The organism is Citrobacter sp. MGH103 (assembly GCF_001034475.2).
Classification (GTDB): domain Bacteria; phylum Pseudomonadota; class Gammaproteobacteria; order Enterobacterales; family Enterobacteriaceae; genus Citrobacter; species Citrobacter freundii.
The window spans coordinates 2,627,487-2,645,962 of the sequence record NZ_CP073043.1 but is presented as its reverse complement, the minus strand read 5'-3'; the positions used below and the strand labels follow the sequence as shown (position 1 = coordinate 2,645,962).

The window sequence follows — 18,476 nt, the reverse complement described above, 5'->3', positions numbered from 1 at the left end:
GCCTCATTCAGCACCTGAAATGCCGGAAAGAGTTTTGTTAGTGCGAAAAAACCGATGAACCATAAGGGTTCAGGACCGCGACGGATTATAGGGAGGGGGGAGGGTAACAGCCACACAAAAAGTGTGGAACGGCGTCGGATGGCGTTTGTATGCCTGTTCTGTAGACGATTTTAAGTGACAGTGTAACGTATTGTGAATAATCCAGCCGAACGATGAGATCGGCCCGGTGGCATTACTTCTGTGGCTCGTCGTCCCAGGCGTGGGGGGCAAAGAGATAACCTTTATTGCGCACTGTTTTGATTCGATAAGGTTCAGTCGCGTTATCGAGCAGTTTTTTGCGTAACCGGGAAATCGCGACATCTACGCTGCGATCCATGCCGTCATAGCTTACGCCGCGCAGGTTCTTAAGCAACGCATCGCGGTCCATAATCTGCCCGGCATGGGTTGCCAACTCCCACAGTAATTCAAAATCAGCGGTGGAAAGAGAAACTTGCTCGCCGCCGAGCAGCACGGAGCGGTTGGTTGGGTCGATAGTGAGTGTGCCGAAGCGCAGCGTTGTGTGCGGTGTGATGGTCGCCGATTGAATGCCTTTAGACTGGGTTGAGTGCTCATTCTGACGCAGGTGCAGACGCAGGCGAGCCAGCAGCACCGCTGGCGGCGTGGTTTTCAGAATATAGTCACAAGCACCCATTTCCAGTGCCAGGATATGGTTCATGTCGCTGTCCAGCGAGGTGAGCAGGACAATCGGGCCTTGCCAGCGTCCGCGTAAATCTCGGCAGATAGTCATCCCGTCTTTGCCCGGCAGCATGATATCTAATAACACCAGATCGGGTTGAACGTGCAGGATTTTCTCCTCGGCCAAATCACCACGAGGTTCAAGGATAACCTCAATATCATGCCGGGCCAAATAGGCTGCAATCAGTGAGCCAACTTCGGGATCATCTTCAACAAATACGATGGTGTTCATATCATTAATTTTTGAATATAAAACGCCAACATACACCGCCCTGGTTTTTCCTTCCATTAATCTTTTCTAAACAAGAACGCTTCCGTTATGCTAGGGGCTAATGTTATTGATGTGTTAAGGCAGAGTGATGGGACTCGTTATAAAAGCGGCGCTCGGTGCGCTGGTGGTGGTGTTGATTGGCTTGCTGGCGAAAACAAAGAATTACTATATTGCCGGATTAATTCCGTTGTTCCCGACGTTTGCGTTGATTGCCCACTATATCGTGGCCAGTGAACGTGGGATCGAGGCGTTACGTACAACCATCATATTCAGCATGTGGTCGATTATTCCCTATTTTGTCTACCTCGTTTCGCTGTGGTATTTCACCGGATTTATGCGCTTACCCGTTGCGCTCGGCGGATCAGTGGTGTGCTGGAGCCTGAGCGCGTGGTTGCTGATCTTTTGTTGGATCAAACTGCACTAACGCAGATGACGCCCGCCATCAAGGGCAAAACTACGTCCGGTGACAAAACAGCTGGTTAACAGATAGTCAATTAAATCAATGACCTCTTTTTCACCTGGCGCGGTTTTCATCAGTGATTTGTTCAGTGCCTGCTGGCGATACTCTGCATCATCACCCTCGTTAAACAGGATAAGTGAAGGGGCAATCGCGTTCACTTTCACTTCCGGTGCCAGTTTGCGCGCGAACGAGCGGGTCATATTATCCAGCGCCGCTTTGCTGGCAGCATAAGCAATATGCTTGTCGCTGCCGCGCTCCACAACATAATCAGTAAAATGGATTATATCGCTGGCTGCGTGTCCATGACCGCGTAGTAATCTTTCCAGTGCGTGGTTGAGCAGGTAGGGCGTATTGACATGAATCTGCATCATGGCTGACAGCACATCGGTCAGCGGTGTACCAGGCTTTTCTGCAAGCCAGGCACTGGCATTATGCACAATAGCACGCAAGCCATCTGTCTGAGCTTTGACCTCATCAGCAAAGGACAGCACGCCTTCATCCGTGGAAAAGTCAGCAGGGATACAAATCGCGCCCGCTTCTCGCAGGCCGTCAATGGCAGGATAGTGCGTACGGTAGCTGACGATAACTGGCTGTTTTTGGTTCAGAAAGTGCCATGCGACGGCGAGGCCGATACGACGACCACCTCCGGTGATAAGAATTGGCAAAGGGTTTTTTTTACCCATCGTAATCTCCATATGTCGCGAACGATGGGTATAACGTTACCCCATCAGCATCCAGGTAGCCGGCACAGCAGCAACAAGCAGCAGGCCGATCAGCGCCATCTCCTGGCGTTTTAATACGTTTTCATGCGCGTGCGTTTTACGGGCATAAAGGAAAACCAGCAGTCCTGGCGCATACAGCACTACGGACAGCAGCAGGTGCATCGGACCTGACGCATACAATAACCATATGCCATAAATACTCGCCCCGATACCGACAGCCTTATGAATCGGACGGGTAGCAATTTTTAACAGAAATGCGCCGACCAGCAAATAGGGCACCAGAATCATCTCTGAGGCGATAGTCAATAACGTATTGTAGTCGGAACCAGTAAGCCAGATCAGCACCAGGCAGAGCTGTACGCAGATGTTGGTCAGCCATAGCGACGCCGATGGCGCGCCTTGCGCGTTCTGTCGCGCAAAAATGCGCGGAAACGCTTTGTGCGTGGAGGCGAGGAACGGCACTTCTGCCGCCATAATCGTCCAGCTTAGATAGGCGCCGCACACGGAAACAATCAGACCTGCGGCGATAATAATTTCGCCCCATGGTCCCATCATTTTAACCATCAGACCGGCCATTGACGGGTTACGGATCTCCGCCAGTTCGGGACGTGCGACAACGCCCAGAGACAGCAGGGTGACCAGCAGGTAAACGCCCAGTGCGGCAAGTACCGCCAGCAGCGTGGCGCGTCCGACATCGCGTTTGTTTCTGGCACGGGCAGAAACCACCACCGCGCCTTCCACACCGATGAATACCCACAAGGTGATGAGCATGGTGTTTTTGACCTGCTCCCAGACGGGAACGCCCAATGCTACGCCGGTAAAATCGAGAGTAAAGGTGTCGAGCTTAAACAGCATGAACGCCAGCACGATAAACAGACCCAGCGGCAGTAATTTCGCCAGCGTCGCGACCAGGTTAATACTGGCTGCCGTTTGCACACCGCGCAGCACAAGGAAGTGTACGATCCACAGCAGCATCGATGCGCCCACAATCGACTGCCAGGTATTACCGTCGCCAAACAGACGTAACTCAGGCGTGTCGGTAAAGAAGCTGAGTGCAGAGAAGACAATGACCAGATACGAAACGTTGGCGATAACGGCACACAGCCAGTATCCCCACGCGGAGCAGAAGCCAATCAGCTCGCCAAAACCTTCACGCGCATAGGTAAAAATACCGCCATCCAGTTCAGGACGGATACGCGTCAGGATCAGCATGGCAAAGGCGAGCAAAAGAATACCCGCACCGGTAATCGCCCAACCAATCAGTAATGCAGCCGGGCTGGCTACTGCCGCCATGTTTTGTGGCAGGCTGAAAACGCCAGCGCCGAGCATTGAGCTTAAAACCAGCGCGGTCAGTGCGCTCAGACCCAATTTCTTTTCCATTTGTATCCAGTTACAAAAACGAGAGTGAGAGAATAATTATTTTGGCAAACCGCATAAAAATGGTGAAAGCCACTAAGGCGCGGGATTTTACGGAGAGAAGAGAACGCATGCAATGGGGATAGAGAGATTTGTGACTAATAGTGTGAAAAGTCGTCTTAATACTGCTGTTTTTGTTTTGTCTGGGAGCAGAACTGCGCGAAATTATCAGGTCTACAAGGACTGTAGACCTGATAATACATTGGGTATTACTTATACAGATCGGCGCTGATCGTCACGTTGTTACCACGTTCTGACCACTGGCGGGTGATGTGATAATACTTCGCGCCTTTTTTCGCAGCGCGTTTTGCTACCTGATAAGAAACTTCCGTCATGTTGCCGTAGTTACCGGTGAACTTGATGCTGTCGAACGGTACCATCATGGCGGCGGTCGCTTTGTTCAGTTCTTCAACTTTGGTTCCATCCGGTAGCGTGACAGTGTAACGTCCGCCTTTGGTGGATTGCGTTTCGAAGAAGCGACCGACTTCAGCACTCGGAGAAGCGGTAGTCGCAACGCCTGGGATCTCAACTTTCTTCGCGGCTTCGCCACCTGCTGCTAATGCGGCGCGTCCGGCATCAGAATCTGCTGGGATTGCATCAGGGCTTTGCACGACGCGTTTTTTCGCATCAGCTTTGTAGATGAATGCGGTAATACGCTGGTTGCCGCCCTGGTTGGCATCGACCTGGCGCACGATATAGAAGGAATATGCACCTTTCTCTCTCGCAGCTTTGGTGATTGCATCGTTTACTTCAGGCTGGCTACGGTAGAAACCCTGTACCGTAACGGTATCGTAAGGTTCAATCAGAACGGCCTGATCTTTAGGCAATTCCATAATGCCGTTAATGATACGGTTTTTTGACGCTTCCGCTTTTTCAGCGTCAGCTTTATAGACGTCGGCAACAACGCGCCAGTTACCGCCGCTGCCAAAATCTGAAGTATCAACAACATAAAAGGAGGCTGCACCGTCTTTATCTGCACGGCGTGATACGGCAGCAACTGCATCACCGATAGCATTAAAACGACCGGTGACCACAATGCGGTCATAGGGTTTCAGGGCAGCCGCTTGCTCCGGCGTCAATTCTGTCGCTGCATTGACAGAAAAAGCAGTCGCAGAAATAAGTGCGGACGCCAGGAGAGTGTTCTTAAGCTTCATAAAAATAATCCTTCGCCTTGCGCAAACCAGGTACTGGTATTGTTATTGACTAGAAACGTCGCTGATTATTGCATTTAAATTGCGTCAGTGTCTGCGTCATTTTTCACTCATCGTGCCACCTGGCTTAACAATATCGATAACATTTAGTGATATGCCGAAAAATTCGGCGTTTGGTGAGCAAAACTGATAAAGCAGTTGAATTTCATAAGTTAATTTAATGTTAATTAATTGTTTTTGGCAGGTACGTAATCATGTTTTGCCGCTTCGCTTAAGCGAATTATCAGCCTTTGTGGGCTATTTTTAGGGCATTTTATCTGTCTGAGGTTCGATTCATCTCTATTTTGCGAATTTCATAATAAATACTGTTTTTTGGCGCTAGATCACAGGCGTCATTTTCAGTAGGTTATACAGAGTTTGTTACTGTTTTATTTTATTGAGGTAACACTGACCTCTCTCGAGAGTGCGCGCATGCCTCGTGCGAACATTGATAAACCATCATCATAATTACAGATGGAAGGGAACATTATGCGAATTGGCATACCAAGAGAACGGTTAACCAATGAAACCCGCGTTGCAGCCACGCCGAAGACGGTTGAGCAGCTGCTTAAGTTAGGTTTCAGCGTCGCGGTTGAAAGCGGTGCAGGTCAACTGGCGAGTTTTGACGATAAGGCGTTTGTACAAGCAGGCGCAGAAATTGTTGATGGAAATGCAGTCTGGCAGTCAGAGATCATCCTGAAGGTCAATGCGCCGGAGGAGGCGGAAATTCCGTTACTCAATCCGGACACGACGCTGGTGAGCTTTCTTTGGCCCGCGCAAAACCCTGAACTGTTGCAAAAGCTTGCAGAGCGAAACGTGACAGTTATGGCGATGGACTCCGTGCCGCGTATTTCGCGCGCACAGTCGCTGGATGCTTTGAGCTCAATGGCGAACATCGCCGGGTATCGCGCTATTGTTGAAGCTGCACATGAATTCGGTCGCTTCTTCACCGGCCAGATCACCGCCGCAGGCAAGGTTCCACCTGCCAAGGTCATGGTGATTGGTGCGGGTGTGGCAGGTCTTGCGGCGATCGGTGCGGCAAACAGCCTGGGCGCTATCGTGCGTGCTTTTGATACCCGTCCGGAAGTGAAGGAACAAGTGCAGAGCATGGGCGCCGAGTTCCTTGAACTGGACTTTAAAGAAGAAGCGGGCAGCGGTGATGGTTATGCCAAAGTGATGTCCGAGGCGTTCATCAAAGCCGAAATGGAACTCTTCGCTGCGCAGGCGAAAGACGTCGACATTATCGTTACCACTGCGCTGATCCCGGGCAAACCGGCCCCGAAACTGATCACCCGTGAAATGGTCGATTCGATGAAAGCGGGCAGCGTAATTGTCGATCTTGCCGCGCAAAACGGCGGTAACTGCGAATATACCGTGCCTAATCAGGTGACAACCACCGAGAACGGGGTGAAGGTTATCGGCTATACCGACCTGCCTGGCCGTTTGCCAACGCAATCTTCCCAGCTTTACGGCACCAACCTCGTCAACCTGCTCAAACTGTTGTGCAAAGAGAAAGACGGCAATATCACCGTCGATTTTGACGACGTGGTTGTTCGCGGTGTCACGGTGGTTCGCGAGGGTGAAATCACCTGGCCTGCGCCGCCTATCCAGGTTTCTGCTCAGCCGCAGGCTGCGCCAAAAGCCGCACCTGCACCGAAAGAAGAGAAAAAACCTGTCTCTCCGTGGCGCAAATATGCACTGATGGCGCTGGTGGTGATTTTGTTTGGCTGGCTCGCCGATGTTGCGCCGAAAGAGTTCCTTGGTCACTTTACGGTGTTCGCGCTTTCCTGCGTGGTGGGTTACTACGTGGTCTGGAATGTGTCACATGCGTTGCATACACCGTTGATGTCTGTGACTAACGCCATCTCAGGGATTATCGTGGTTGGGGCGTTATTGCAAATTGGCCAGGGTGGCTGGGTGAGTTTCCTGAGCTTTATCGCGGTGCTTATTGCCAGCATTAATATTTTCGGTGGCTTCACCGTGACTCAGCGCATGCTGAAAATGTTCCGGAAAAACTAAGGGGTAACATATGTCTGGAGGATTAGTTACAGCTGCATACATTGTTGCCGCGATCCTGTTTATTTTTAGTCTGGCGGGGCTTTCGAAACACGAAACCTCTCAGCAGGGTAACAACTACGGTATCGCCGGGATGGCGATTGCGCTGATTGCCACGATTTTTGGCCCGGATACCGGCAATGTTGCGTGGATCCTGGTGGCGATGATCATCGGCGGCGCGATTGGTATTCGTCTGGCGAAGAAAGTTGAGATGACCGAGATGCCGGAGCTGGTGGCAATTCTGCACAGCTTCGTTGGTCTGGCAGCGGTACTGGTGGGCTTCAACAGCTACCTGTATCACGATACGGGCCTGGAGCCGATTCTGGTGAACATTCACCTGACGGAAGTGTTCCTGGGTATCTTCATCGGTGCGGTAACCTTTACCGGTTCTGTGGTGGCCTTTGGCAAACTGCGCGGCAAGATCTCCTCTAAACCGCTGATGCTGCCGAATCGTCACAAAATGAATCTGGCGGCGCTGGTTGTTTCTTTCCTGCTGCTGGTGGTGTTTGTCCGTACCGAAAGCGTGGGCCTGCAGGTTCTGGCGCTGCTGGTGATGACCATAATTGCACTGGCTTTTGGCTGGCATCTGGTGGCCTCCATCGGTGGTGCGGATATGCCGGTGGTCGTTTCAATGCTCAACTCCTATTCAGGATGGGCTGCTGCAGCGGCGGGCTTTATGCTAAGCAACGATCTGCTGATCGTTACCGGTGCGCTGGTCGGTTCTTCTGGTGCGATCCTGTCTTACATTATGTGTAAGGCGATGAACCGTTCATTTTTCAGCGTTATTGCAGGTGGCTTTGGTTCTGACGGTTCTTCTACCGGATCAGATGAAGAAGTCGGTGAACACCGTGAGATTACTGCGGAAGACACAGCAGAAATGCTGAAGAACTCGCACTCCGTGATCATCACCCCGGGCTACGGCATGGCAGTGGCTCAGGCACAGTATCCGGTCGCGGAAATCACCGAGAAACTGCGCGCACGCGGCATCAAAGTGCGCTTCGGTATTCACCCGGTAGCAGGGCGTTTGCCCGGTCATATGAACGTACTGCTGGCGGAAGCCAAAGTCCCTTATGACATCGTGCTGGAAATGGACGAGATCAACGATGATTTCGCCGATACCGATACCGTGCTGGTGATTGGTGCCAACGATACGGTAAACCCGGCGGCACAGGATGACCCAAACAGCCCGATCGCCGGTATGCCGGTGCTTGAAGTATGGAAAGCGCAGAACGTCATCGTGTTCAAACGTTCGATGAACACGGGCTATGCTGGTGTGCAGAACCCACTGTTCTTTAAAGAAAACACCCATATGCTGTTTGGCGATGCCAAAGCCAGCGTGGATGCGATTCTGAAAGCGTTGTAATCGTCAGTGAAAACTAAGACGGCCTCTGCGGAGGCCGTTTTGCATTTTACTCTTTGTTGAGATCGCTCAGTAACACTGCAATGCTTTGACCGCCATTGGTTTGCTCTAGCGCGATTTTCACAATGATGGTTAGCGGAACAGAAAGCAGCATCCCAACAGGGCCGAGCAGCCAGCCCCAGAAGATTAACGACAAAAAAACCACCAGCGTAGACAGTCCAAGTCCACGCCCCATGATCCGCGGCTCGAGGATATTCCCGAATACCAGGTTGATGACCAGATAGCCGGTCAGAACCACCAGCGCATCGTAAAGGCCGCTAAATACCAGCACCTGAGCAATAGGGGGAATGGCCGCCAATACCGAACCGATATTAGGGATGTAGTTCAGGGCGAAGGCCAGTAATCCCCAGACAAAGGCAAAGCGCACATCCAATGCAGCAAGCATGCCCCAGGCGACCAACCCGGTCACAATGCTGATTGCCGTTTTAAGCACCAGATAGTGAGAGACGCTGTCGATGGCGCGTTGAATCGCCGCCATACCTTCAATGGGGCGACTCATCATTTGTTTTAGTTTGTTGGGCAGTTGCGGTACTTCCAGCAGCATAAAAACTACCGTCAGTAGCAGTAAAAAGATCGATGACATAGCATTCGAAAGCTGCGCCAGCAAATTGGTCACCAGCGTCATTGCCGCGTTTGGATCGATATATTTGACGAGCTCATCCACGGAAACGCCGATCCCTGCGCGTTGTAACCATGGTTCAAGATTTTTTAGTGGAATAACCAGTGAAGAGCGATATTGCGGTAGCGTACGCGCAAGCTCATTTAAGGATGTACCTAAATACGCTAACAGCAGTACCATTAGCATTACAATAATAACGATGAGCAATGACACCGCAAATACGCGCGGTATGCGAATCTTGACCATCCGCTGCACCACGGGGTTCAGCACAACGGCTATAAATAACGCCAGAATAAAGGGGACGATGATATCTGCGGCAAAGCGAATGCCGCTCAGAATGATAACCAGCATGCCCAGCATAATGACTATTTTTAGACCGTTAAGCGTGATGATCGGTTTCGCCATGTGTATTCCTGCGTTTTTGATTTTTGAATCTGAATAATAGTGTGATTTGCGTCGAGCCGTTATAACAAAAATCAAACGGGGCAGGTAAAGAAGTGAAAAGACTTTGAGTTCGTATTGAAGCTATGATACAAATCATCTGTGTTTAACTACCGAGGACAATTATCATCCGCGATGATGAGAAGCAACACTGCGGATAATTGTAATATTATGGACAATATGTTCAGGATGTTTTTGCGTTTACCTTCACTTCTTCGTACCTCTTCCACTTTCTTGCTTGCGGGTGAGCAACACTGGCGCAACGCGCTTTAGTCCCTTCTTCTGCCTGAGCTGGCGCTGTGCGCTGAGCTAACTAATTTTATTTTTTGGTTTACTGCATGCAGTAGGCCCAAAGGACTATATTCTCAAGCAGGAGAAGCATCATGTTTTACTGGATATTATTAGGTCTGGCCATCGCGGCTGAAATTACTGGTACGCTTTCAATGAAATGGGCAAGCGTCGGCCATGGTAATTCGGGCTTTATTTTAATGCTGGTAATGATCGCCTTATCGTATATTTTTCTCAGTTTTGCCGTTAAAAAAATTGCCCTTGGTGTGGCCTATGCCCTGTGGGAAGGGATCGGTATTTTATTTATTACGCTGTTTAGCGTGCTGTTATTTGACGAAACCTTGTCCACATTGAAGGTGGCAGGACTGGCTTCACTGGTGGTCGGCATTGTGCTGATTAAATCCGGCACCCGAAAGCCTGTTAAACCAGGCAAAGAGGTGACCCATGCAACAGTTTGAATGGGTTCACGGTGCCTGGCTGGGTATGGCTATCGTGCTGGAAATCGTCGCTAACGTCTTTTTGAAATTTTCCGATGGTTTTCGCCGCAAGATTTATGGCGTGCTGTCGTTAGCTGCCGTGTTAGCAGCCTTTAGCGCGCTGTCGCAGGCGGTAAAAGGTATCGATCTTTCGGTGGCTTATGCCCTGTGGGGCGGATTCGGTATTGCCGCGACGTTAGCGGCAGGTTGGGTGCTGTTTGGTCAGCGTCTGAATAATAAGGGCTGGATCGGCGTGATACTGCTGCTGGCCGGAATGATAATGATAAAACTTGCCTGATATCCATGCTGCCCGTTAATGCGGGCAGCATGTGTTATTCCTGCGCTAACGCTTCCAGCTTCTCGCGAAAACCGGTCACGGATATGGCGCGATTATCTGCCCGCCAGCGATCTTTGGCTGCTGGAGCGGAGCTTTGCACACCAATCAACTGCCAGCCAGACTCTGTCTGCAACATCAATGGCGAACCGCTGTCGCCCGGGAGCGTGTCGCACTGGTGTGACAAGACGGTATTCTGCGCCCAGCCGGTCACCACACAATCCTGATGTGTGTACAGGTCGTCCAGATGATCTTCCGGATAGCCCGACTGCGTGACTTTACGATCTGCAGTTTTTAGCGCCGCGGTTAACGCGTCCTTGTCGCCATCAAACAGTGGCAGCGGTGTGATGCCAGACGGCGGATTACGCAGCACCACCAGACCAAAATCCCACGGGGCTGCGGCAGGCGGCACTATCCAGCCATCACCATCGGCTTTTAAACGTTTGGCAAGTGAGGGCGCAACCCGGCCTTCAATGTCGTGGATTTCATAGCGCCAGAGACCCTTTTTAGACACGAAACGCAATGCGACGGCTTTGTCTGGCTTACCTTTCGGGGGGGTGAGTAGACAGTGTCCGGCCGTTAGGGCCAGATGTGGCGAAATGAGCGTGGCGGTACACAGGTTACCGCTGGCGGTTTCCAGTTGCCCGATAGCGTCCCACGGTGATTGTGTAGGGTCAGTCACCTTTATGCGATCGTCATGACCAAAAAACAGCGTTTTTATATTTTCTGCTTCAGCGCTGTCCGTTGCAGGCTTGTCTGCATGCGCAACGACAGGAAGTAAACAAAGTGAACCCAGTAATACAGCAATGGTTTTATGCATATCACGCTCTGGTGGGGAATTATGATTATTAACAGCAAACCCTCAGTTAATACTATAGACGGGACGACGTGAAAGTGGGAGTAAAATCAGATAACTACATTCAGGCAAGATAAAAACGCATGGCGATGATGGCGCAAATTATCAGCGTAATAAGAATTAACTCAAAGCGGTAATGTGACACCATTTTACCCTCCGAAAGGCGGCGCTACATCAGGTCGATCTAGCGCCGTATGCTATGGCGTGGGGGACGCCATAGTGACTACAAATGCGTTATGCTGCAGGTTGAGCTGCTGGTTTAGCAGTGTCGTGTTTTACTGCTTTTTTGGTGTGTTTTTTAGCGGCCTGAGCTTTCTGCTCTGGCGCTTTTTGTTCTGCAGCTGGTTTGGTTGCCGCTTTTTTGGTGTGTTTTTTAGCAGCCTGAGCTTTCTGCTCTGGTGCTTTCTGTTCTACAGCCGGTTTTGTGGTGGATTTTTTAGCGTGTTTCTTGGCAGCCTGTGCTTTCTGCGGCGCTGCTTTGTGCTGTTTTTTATGATGCGTGGTTTTTGCCGGCGCAGCTTTAGTGGTTGCTGCAGCAGCCGGAGCGGTTGTAGCAGTTGTTTCAGCAGCAAATGCAGCAGAAGACAGACCCATAGCAGCGGCAACAACCAGAGCTAATACTTTTTTCATTCTCATACCCTCGATTTGGTTTTTCATTCAACCCCACTGCGGGGCCGTTGAAATAACTATATCGCTGTAATCACAGGGCTTCCGTGAGTCATTGGTATCGGCGTGTAACGATATGTACAATGACTCACGGTATGAGATTACAAATAGCGGGCTTCCAGGTGGGCGCGGAAATAACGGCTGCTAAGCGGCTCTCCGGTGGCCTGGGTAATAAGCTGTTCAGTGGTGAAACGGCTGCCATGCTGCCAGATGTTCTGACGTAACCAGTCAAACAGGGGACCAAACTCACCTTGCGCAATAGACTGATTCAAATCAGGTAATGCGCGGTTAGCGGCACTGAACAACTGCGCCGCATACATAGCGCCCAAGGTATAGGAAGGGAAGTAGCCAAAGCCGCCGTCGGTCCAGTGAATATCCTGCATACAACCGTTACGATAGTTTCCGATCGTTGACAGCCCCAGCCAGGCCTGCATTTTCTCATTCCACAATGCCGGGATATCATCCACTTCAATATCGCCATTAATGAGCGCACGTTCGATTTCATAACGCAGGATCACGTGAGCGGGATAGCTCACCTCGTCGGCATCAACACGGATAAACCCGGGTTTGACCTGCTGGTTCCAGGCGATGAAATTGCTTTCTTCAAATGCAGCCTGATCGCCAAAGTAGCGCGTTACAGCAGGAATTAACCGTGTCAGAAAGGCTTTACTGCGTCCCAGTTGCATCTCAAAGAACAGACTCTGGGACTCATGAATGGCGGTGGAACGTGCCAGAGCGATAGGTTGCCCTGACCAGTTACGCGGAAGATTTTGCTCATAGCGGGCGTGACCGGTTTCATGGATCACGCCAAACAGCGCGCTGAGCAATTCGTTTTCATCATAGCGGGTGGTAATGCGAACATCTTCTGGTACGCCGCCACAGAAGGGATGTGCACTGATATCCAGCCGACCAGCGGTAAAGTCGAAACCTAGCTGTGCCATTGTTTCAAGACCCAACTCTCGCTGTACAGCTGTTGGGAAGGGGCCTACCGGGGCGATGAGCGACTGTTGAGATTGCTTTGCCACTACCTTGTTTAGCAGGTCGGGTAGCCAGGTTTTAACGTCCGCGAAAAGGTCATCCAACTGCGCGCTGGTCATTCCCGGTTCAAAGATGTCCAGTAACGCGTCATACGGCGAACAGCCTTTAGCTTCTGCGCGCAGTCGGGCTTCTTCGCGGCTATACTTCACAACCTCTTTCAGGTTTTCGGAAAATCCTTCCCAGTCATTTGCCGGTCGCTGGCTACGCCAGGCATGCTCGCAGCGGCTTCCCGCAAGTGATTTTGCTTCTACCAACGATTCCGGCAACAAGGATGCCTGGTGATGCAGTCGCGACATTTCGCGCAGGTTCGCCTGTTCTACATCGTTGAGGTCTTCATGTTGCGCTGCGGAGATCCACCTTGCCACTTTCGGATCGGTTAACAGTTGGTGTTCAAGCACGCTCAGCTCGGCCAGCGCTTCGCCGCGGGCTTTGCTTCCTCCTGACGGCATCATGGTAAACATGTTCCAACTGGCGATTGCCGAGAGGTGGGAGAAGCGAGAGAGCCGCTGGAACGTGCGGGTGAGCTGATGGTAATTATCATTGTTACTCATTTTTTGTTCTCGTTCTGTTTAGGTGTGGTTAAGAAGTTTACCGTGATTCACTCACTTTTCATAAACACACCTTTATACCTGGTTTTTCGTAAAAGCTTTTTATAGCGAAAAGCCAACAGAACCACAAAACAGATGGCGTAGATAATAGGAAGCGGTGATAACACTTTTACCGACCACAGGTAATGCAGCGGTAGCAAAATGGCGGCCAGGTAGACGTAGTTGTGCAATGTTTGCCAGCGTTTGCCCATTTTACGCTGCGCGGCTTGCGTGGAGGTCAACGTCAACAGGAATAAGATAATCCAACCGGTCATGCCCAGGGTTAGCCATGGGCGTGAAACCAGTTCACGACCCAACAATCCCAGATTTTGTATACCCAGTTCCAGCAGAGCATAGCTGGCCATATGCAGTGTGGCCCATGCAAAGCACCATAAACCTAACAACCGCCGGGTACGAAACAACAAAGGCTGCTTTGCATAGCGTGCAAGCGGGGATACCAGCAGAGTAGCAAGCAAAAACTTTAGCGCGGTAATGCCCGTAAAGTGCTGGATATCTTTTCCCGGGTCGGCACCCAACCCGCCATGCTGCGCGGCCCAAAAGAGCCATAGCAGGGGTAAAAAACCGGCGAGATGCAGCAGCACTTTCAGGCCGGTTATCTGTTTTGCGGTCAACCTCACTAAAAATACTCCCGAAGATCCATACCCCGATATAACGATGCCACCTCATCGGCATAACCATTAAAAGGTAACGTGGGCTGTCGCTGTACATCAAGAATGCCACCCGAACCGATAAACCGTTCAGTAGCCTGAGACCAACGAGGGTGATCGACCTGCGGATTTACGTTGGCGTAAAAACCGTATTCATTCGGTGCTGACATATTCCAGGTCGTCGGCGGCTGCTCACGCGTCAGCGTAATACTGACTATCGATTTAATGCCCTTGAAGCCGTACTTCCAGGGTACGGTCAAGCGTATCGGCGCCCCATTTTGCGGCGGCAATGCTTTGCCATATACGCCTACGGTCAGCAGTGTTAGCGGATGTATGGCTTCATCCAAACGCAGACCTTCAACATAGGGATATTTTAACCCACCGCCAATGAAGCGATCTTTCTGGCCGGGCATTTCATCAGGGGCGTAGCGAGTTTCAAAGGCGACGTATTTGGCGTGACTGGTTGGCTCAACCAGCGCCAATAATTTATGCAAAGGAAATCCGATCCACGGCACAACCATCGACCATGCTTCAACGCAACGCATCCGGTAAATACGCTCTTCTAACGGAAAGCGAGTGGTCAGCGCATCATGATCCAAGGTTAAAGGTTTGTTGACCTCTCCGTTGATCGTCAATGTCCAGGGATCGGTTTTCAGACTACCGGCATTGGCGGCAGGATCTGCTTTATCCAGACCAAATTCATAGAAATTGTTGTAGCCCGTCACCTTGTCTTCTGGCGTCAGAGACAGGCTGTTTTGCCAGCGCTCGGGCTTTGTAAATTCGAGCGCTTTGCCTGCGGGTGCTGGTGGACGATCGTTGCCTTTAAACCAATCCAACAAATTAGCCCGTGTAGGGGAAGACAGCGTGGCCGCCGCCGCGCCTATCCCAAGTGCTTTGAGGATTTGTCGTCGTTGCATAAAAAAAACTGATTCGGCTGTAACATCAGCTTCCCGAAGTGGACGTTTTTTCTGCATAACTTTTCCTTTTTATTTTCATGTTAAGGAAAACAAAGCGACGTTTCCCTGTTGATGCCTGGTGTGTCTATAACGACATACTGCGCGTATGCGTATCCCTGGATCCTCACGAAAAGTTAAAAATTTTGTGATAACTTCCGCCCCTTGCCTGAGGTAAGCTTTCAGCACGACGAGAGGGGGATGACACTGATGGCAGGCGCGAAAAAGATATTTTTGGTGGAAGATGACAGCGATATTGCCTCACTTTTGCAGCTTAGCCTGAAGGATGAGGGTTACGAGATAGTTCATGAAGCGGACGGCACGCGAGCGCTTGAACAACTGGAGAAACACGTTTGGGATGCCGTTATCCTCGATTTGATGCTGCCAGGTGTCGACGGGCTGGAGATTTGTCGTCGCATTCGCCAAATGAGTTTTTATTTGCCCGTTATTATTATCAGCGCCCGGACCAGCGAAACGCACCGTGTATTGGGGTTGGAAATGGGGGCCGATGATTATCTGGCCAAGCCTTTCTCGGTGCTGGAGTTGATGGCTCGGGTGAAGGCGTTGTTTCGCCGTCAGGAAGCGATGAGTCAGAACTTGCGTATGGAGGCGGGGATTATCACCGTTCATGGCGTAGAGATTGACCCTTTAGCCCGGGAAGTTCGGCTGCATGGTAAATCCCTCGATTTGACACCGCGAGAATTCGATCTGCTCTATTTTTTCGCCCGTCATCCAGGCGAGGTCTTTTCGCGCCAGGCGCTGTTAGATCAGGTGTGGGGCTACCAGCATGAAGGGTATGAGCATACGGTGAACAGTCATATTAATCGTCTGCGGACCAAAATTGAAAAGGATGCTGCGGAGCCGGAAATTATTCTCACGGTTTGGGGACGAGGCTATAAGCTTGCTGCGGTTAATGCGGAGCATCAGCCATGATTTATCGCCTGTCGCTGAGCCAGCGTCTGACTCTGGTCTTTACCGCCATTATGCTGATTTGTGCGGTTGCCGTCAGTGCTGTCCAGGTTCGCAGTAGCAAACAATATGGCGACGCGATGGTGCAAAGGCTCTCGCTGGAGCTGGCGAGCAAGATTGTCAAAAGTGAGTCGCTTATTGATGCCAGCGGGCAGGTTAATCGCCAGACCTTAAAAGGATTGTTTAATCACCTGATGACGCTCAACCCCAGCGTGGAGCTGTATCTGGTTTCACCATCAGGTGAAATACTCGCTGATGCCGCACCGCCGGGGCATGTCCAGCGGCAGAAAATTAGCGTGCAGCCGATTCAGGATTTCCTTAACTCAGATGCGTTGCCCGTATATGGCAACGATCCGCGCAGCAGCCAGCAAAAGGTATTCAGCGCCGCGCCGGTTTTATATAACGGTGAGCTGCATGGCTATTTGTACATTATTCTGCAGGGCGAAGATCTGAATATGTTGGCGAATACCGCCTGGCAAAAAACGCTCTGGAATACAGTGGCCTGGACGTTAATACTGGTTTTATTAGCTGGCGGAATTGCAGGTTTTCTGGTGTGGCGATGGGTGACGAATCCAGTGAAAAGGTTGACTGGGCAGGTGGTCAAACTGGAACAGGACAGCATTAGCGTCATCAAACAGCTGGCGCAAAAAAATCCCGATCCGGCCCCGGCAAATGAAATTGCGTTGCTGAACAATGCGTTTATCGAGTTAGCGCAGAAAATTGCGCAGCAGTGGGATCTATTAGCGGACAGCGATCGTCAGCGCAGAGAGTTTATAGCCAATATTTCGCACGATTTACGCACGCCGCTGACTTCATTGCTGGGGTATCTGGAAATGCTGTCGCTGAAAGCCGATACGATGACGCCGGAGGAAAACCGGCATTATCTTAGTATCGCGCTGCGCCAGGGACATAAAGTTCGTCATCTGTCACAACAGCTGTTTGAGCTGGCAAGACTGGAGCATGGCGGTATAAAACCGCAGCGTGAACGTTTTGCTATTGGTGAATTGATCCAGGATGTGGCACAGAAATTTGATCTCCCTGTTGCCACGCGTCATTTGCAGTTGCACCTTGACGTAATGGGGCCGTTACCGCTGGTGAATGCCGATTTATCGATGATAGAAAGAGTTGTGACGAATCTGCTGGATAACGCTATCCGTCATACGCCTGACGGAGGTGAAGTGCGGCTAAAAGTCTGGCGTGATGCAGACCGTTTATTAGCCGAAGTGCAGGACAGCGGGCCTGGGGTAGAAGAAGCTGTGCGAGAAGTATTGTTTCAGCGCCCGACCGCGTTAGTTCCCCGTGAGCAGAGGGCTGAGCGCGGCGGCTTGGGCTTACTGATCGTGCGTAGAATGCTCGAGCTGCATGGAGGGGATATCAGCCTGGTTAGCTCAACGGCAGGGGCCTGCTTCCGTTTTTCGTTGCCGCTGGCGGATTCTCCCCTGAGTAGTTGACGGTGAAGTTCCGGAGTAAAGAGGGTTTTGGCATTGCCCCAATGGGCATTGCGTAAAAGTTGGTAGGTTGTCAGTGATAATGAGAATTTTTATCATGTATCGGTAATTCATCAACTTATCTTCGATGAGCGCAAGGAGATTGTATGTCACAGGATGCCGACAACCTGTATATCGCCAGGACCAAAGCAGTAGCTGGATGCTTTTCAATGTTTTTACTGATGTTTGGCCTCACGTTTACCCCGTTGTTTTTCCCCGCGAGTCAGGACCTGCTTGCCAAAGGGCTACTTTTCCCGCTGTTGTTTGCATTGGAATTTGTTGTGCTGGTTCCGCTGTATTACTTCTTCTTCAGAAAAAGAGAGGGGCTGGGCAAAGGCATTTTCAACGCCAGGTGGTTTACCATTTTGTTCGCGGCGCTGCTGTTTATTCAGCTTATCCTGCCATTGATTTTGGGTCTCAGACAAACCGAAGCGTGGGTGACCAGCCAAATATCCTTAAGTAGTTACGCATTGTGGTTATCTACGTTGACTCTGATATTTATTGCGCCAGTTTATGAAGAAATTGTTTTCAGAGGCTGTTTATTCAACGCGTTCCAGTACTGGTTCAATAATAAAACCTGGCTGTCGTCAGTGGTGGTATCGGTCATTTTTGCCATCATGCATACGCAGTATGTGGATCTACGTACGTTGCTGATGTTGTTTCTTGTGTCGCAGGTTTTGATCATCGCCAGACTGAAAAGCAACGGCCTGTTGATGCCGATCATGCTGCATATAGTGATGAACGGGACGGTTATTGCTCTGCAAATGGGAGCCCAGACGTTACTGCCTGATTCATAAAGGCGATGCCCGGAATCCGGGCATCGGG

At 50.9% G+C, this 18,476-nt stretch carries 19 protein-coding genes; 9 read left to right on the top strand and 10 right to left on the bottom strand.

Annotated elements, in window-relative coordinates; genetic code table 11:
- Window positions 1-232: 232 nt before the first annotated feature.
- Window positions 233-976: a two-component system response regulator RstA gene (gene rstA, locus SK33_RS12750; RefSeq protein WP_170926231.1), complete on the bottom strand. Its 744-nt coding sequence runs from the start codon at window positions 974-976 to the stop codon at window positions 233-235.
- 118 nt (window positions 977-1,094) lie between these two features.
- Between rstA and SK33_RS12745 the strand changes: the two genes are divergently transcribed.
- On the top strand, window positions 1,095-1,430 hold the full coding sequence (locus tag SK33_RS12745; protein ID WP_048218964.1) for a GlpM family protein: 336 nt from the start codon (window positions 1,095-1,097) through the stop codon (window positions 1,428-1,430).
- Here the strand turns inward: SK33_RS12745 and folM are convergent.
- From folM to ydgH, 3 genes are all read right to left on the bottom strand, one after another.
- The gene (gene folM / locus SK33_RS12740; protein ID WP_048218963.1) at window positions 1,427-2,149 is read right to left on the bottom strand and encodes a dihydromonapterin reductase; all 723 of its coding nucleotides are present in this window, start codon (window positions 2,147-2,149) and stop codon (window positions 1,427-1,429) included. The genes SK33_RS12745 and folM overlap by 4 nt on opposite strands.
- Before the next feature lie 36 nt (window positions 2,150-2,185).
- Entirely contained in the window at window positions 2,186-3,568 is a 1,383-nt protein-coding gene (locus SK33_RS12735) for an amino acid permease (RefSeq protein WP_003843569.1), read from the bottom strand.
- Between the two features lie 245 nt (window positions 3,569-3,813).
- Window positions 3,814-4,758, bottom strand: a complete 945-nt coding sequence (ydgH, locus tag SK33_RS12730) for a DUF1471 family protein YdgH (RefSeq protein ID WP_048218962.1) — start codon at window positions 4,756-4,758, stop codon at window positions 3,814-3,816.
- A 525-nt stretch (window positions 4,759-5,283) separates the two neighbouring features.
- Here ydgH and pntA point away from each other — a divergent pair.
- Both pntA and pntB read left to right on the top strand, forming a co-directional pair.
- Window positions 5,284-6,813: a Re/Si-specific NAD(P)(+) transhydrogenase subunit alpha gene (pntA, locus tag SK33_RS12725; protein ID WP_048218960.1), complete on the top strand. Its 1,530-nt coding sequence runs from the start codon at window positions 5,284-5,286 to the stop codon at window positions 6,811-6,813.
- A 10-nt stretch (window positions 6,814-6,823) separates the two neighbouring features.
- Entirely contained in the window at window positions 6,824-8,212 is a 1,389-nt protein-coding gene (pntB, locus tag SK33_RS12720; protein WP_032935797.1) for a Re/Si-specific NAD(P)(+) transhydrogenase subunit beta, read from the top strand.
- A 46-nt stretch (window positions 8,213-8,258) separates the two neighbouring features.
- Here pntB and SK33_RS12715 read toward each other — a convergent pair whose 3' ends face one another.
- Window positions 8,259-9,293, bottom strand: a complete 1,035-nt coding sequence (locus SK33_RS12715; RefSeq protein ID WP_046670647.1) for an AI-2E family transporter — start codon at window positions 9,291-9,293, stop codon at window positions 8,259-8,261.
- A gap of 138 nt (window positions 9,294-9,431) precedes the next feature.
- Here SK33_RS12715 and SK33_RS26745 point away from each other — a divergent pair, with 138 nt between their 5' ends.
- The 3 genes from SK33_RS26745 (at window position 9,432) to mdtI (ending at window position 10,391) form a co-directional block, all read left to right on the top strand.
- The gene (locus tag SK33_RS26745; protein ID WP_085951052.1) at window positions 9,432-9,602 is read left to right on the top strand and encodes a protein YdgV; all 171 of its coding nucleotides are present in this window, start codon (window positions 9,432-9,434) and stop codon (window positions 9,600-9,602) included.
- A 107-nt stretch (window positions 9,603-9,709) separates the two neighbouring features.
- Entirely contained in the window at window positions 9,710-10,075 is a 366-nt protein-coding gene (gene mdtJ / locus SK33_RS12710; RefSeq protein WP_161799268.1) for a multidrug/spermidine efflux SMR transporter subunit MdtJ, read from the top strand.
- Window positions 10,062-10,391: a multidrug/spermidine efflux SMR transporter subunit MdtI gene (gene mdtI / locus SK33_RS12705; protein ID WP_003028939.1), complete on the top strand. Its 330-nt coding sequence runs from the start codon at window positions 10,062-10,064 to the stop codon at window positions 10,389-10,391. Before mdtJ ends, mdtI begins: the two co-directional genes overlap by 14 nt.
- 34 nt (window positions 10,392-10,425) lie before the next feature.
- Here the strand turns inward: mdtI and SK33_RS12700 are convergent, their stop codons facing one another.
- From SK33_RS12700 to msrP, 5 genes are all read right to left on the bottom strand, one after another.
- The gene (locus SK33_RS12700) at window positions 10,426-11,247 is read right to left on the bottom strand and encodes a trypsin-like serine peptidase (RefSeq protein WP_003836367.1); all 822 of its coding nucleotides are present in this window, start codon (window positions 11,245-11,247) and stop codon (window positions 10,426-10,428) included.
- 270 nt (window positions 11,248-11,517) lie between these two features.
- The gene (gene asr / locus SK33_RS12695) at window positions 11,518-11,913 is read right to left on the bottom strand and encodes an acid resistance repetitive basic protein Asr (RefSeq protein ID WP_003028934.1); all 396 of its coding nucleotides are present in this window, start codon (window positions 11,911-11,913) and stop codon (window positions 11,518-11,520) included.
- A gap of 137 nt (window positions 11,914-12,050) precedes the next feature.
- A complete protein-coding gene (locus SK33_RS12690; protein ID WP_048218959.1) occupies window positions 12,051-13,538 on the bottom strand; it encodes a carboxypeptidase M32 in 1,488 nt (495 codons plus the stop codon).
- Window positions 13,539-13,585: 47 nt separating this feature from the next.
- Window positions 13,586-14,212, bottom strand: a complete 627-nt coding sequence (gene msrQ, locus SK33_RS12685) for a protein-methionine-sulfoxide reductase heme-binding subunit MsrQ (RefSeq protein WP_003836364.1) — start codon at window positions 14,210-14,212, stop codon at window positions 13,586-13,588.
- Window positions 14,212-15,216 (bottom strand): protein-methionine-sulfoxide reductase catalytic subunit MsrP, encoded by a 1,005-nt coding sequence (msrP, locus tag SK33_RS12680; protein WP_048218958.1) that lies wholly within the window; start codon window positions 15,214-15,216, stop codon window positions 14,212-14,214. The genes msrQ and msrP overlap by 1 nt, the downstream gene beginning before the upstream one ends.
- A 189-nt stretch (window positions 15,217-15,405) precedes the next feature.
- Here msrP and SK33_RS12675 point away from each other — a divergent pair, with 189 nt between their 5' ends.
- The 3 genes from SK33_RS12675 (at window position 15,406) to SK33_RS12665 (ending at window position 18,448) form a co-directional block, all read left to right on the top strand.
- Window positions 15,406-16,128, top strand: a complete 723-nt coding sequence (locus SK33_RS12675; RefSeq protein WP_003028928.1) for a response regulator transcription factor — start codon at window positions 15,406-15,408, stop codon at window positions 16,126-16,128.
- On the top strand, window positions 16,125-17,615 hold the full coding sequence (locus SK33_RS12670; RefSeq protein ID WP_048218957.1) for a sensor histidine kinase: 1,491 nt from the start codon (window positions 16,125-16,127) through the stop codon (window positions 17,613-17,615). The genes SK33_RS12675 and SK33_RS12670 overlap by 4 nt, the downstream gene beginning before the upstream one ends.
- Window positions 17,616-17,758: 143 nt before the next feature.
- The gene (locus tag SK33_RS12665; protein WP_003028926.1) at window positions 17,759-18,448 is read left to right on the top strand and encodes a CPBP family intramembrane glutamic endopeptidase; all 690 of its coding nucleotides are present in this window, start codon (window positions 17,759-17,761) and stop codon (window positions 18,446-18,448) included.
- Window positions 18,449-18,476: the final 28 nt, after the last annotated feature.

What these genes read in the sequence shown, in the direction of transcription:
- SK33_RS12745 (WP_048218964.1), top strand. Translation starts at nt 1,095, where the DNA reads ATGGGACTCGTTATAAAAGCGGCGCTCGGTGCGCTGGTGGTGGTGTTG.
- folM (WP_048218963.1), bottom strand. Translation starts at nt 2,149, where the DNA reads ATGGGTAAAAAAAACCCTTTGCCAATTCTTATCACCGGAGGTGGTCGT.
- SK33_RS12735 (WP_003843569.1), bottom strand. Translation starts at nt 3,568, where the DNA reads ATGGAAAAGAAATTGGGTCTGAGCGCACTGACCGCGCTGGTTTTAAGC.
- ydgH (WP_048218962.1), bottom strand. Translation starts at nt 4,758, where the DNA reads ATGAAGCTTAAGAACACTCTCCTGGCGTCCGCACTTATTTCTGCGACT.
- pntA (WP_048218960.1), top strand. Translation starts at nt 5,284, where the DNA reads ATGCGAATTGGCATACCAAGAGAACGGTTAACCAATGAAACCCGCGTT.
- pntB (WP_032935797.1), top strand. Translation starts at nt 6,824, where the DNA reads ATGTCTGGAGGATTAGTTACAGCTGCATACATTGTTGCCGCGATCCTG.
- SK33_RS12715 (WP_046670647.1), bottom strand. Translation starts at nt 9,293, where the DNA reads ATGGCGAAACCGATCATCACGCTTAACGGTCTAAAAATAGTCATTATG.
- mdtI (WP_003028939.1), top strand. Translation starts at nt 10,062, where the DNA reads ATGCAACAGTTTGAATGGGTTCACGGTGCCTGGCTGGGTATGGCTATC.
- SK33_RS12700 (WP_003836367.1), bottom strand. Translation starts at nt 11,247, where the DNA reads ATGCATAAAACCATTGCTGTATTACTGGGTTCACTTTGTTTACTTCCT.
- asr (WP_003028934.1), bottom strand. Translation starts at nt 11,913, where the DNA reads ATGAAAAAAGTATTAGCTCTGGTTGTTGCCGCTGCTATGGGTCTGTCT.
- SK33_RS12690 (WP_048218959.1), bottom strand. Translation starts at nt 13,538, where the DNA reads ATGAGTAACAATGATAATTACCATCAGCTCACCCGCACGTTCCAGCGG.
- msrP (WP_048218958.1), bottom strand. Translation starts at nt 15,216, where the DNA reads ATGCAGAAAAAACGTCCACTTCGGGAAGCTGATGTTACAGCCGAATCA.
- SK33_RS12675 (WP_003028928.1), top strand. Translation starts at nt 15,406, where the DNA reads ATGGCAGGCGCGAAAAAGATATTTTTGGTGGAAGATGACAGCGATATT.
- SK33_RS12670 (WP_048218957.1), top strand. Translation starts at nt 16,125, where the DNA reads ATGATTTATCGCCTGTCGCTGAGCCAGCGTCTGACTCTGGTCTTTACC.
- SK33_RS12665 (WP_003028926.1), top strand. Translation starts at nt 17,759, where the DNA reads ATGTCACAGGATGCCGACAACCTGTATATCGCCAGGACCAAAGCAGTA.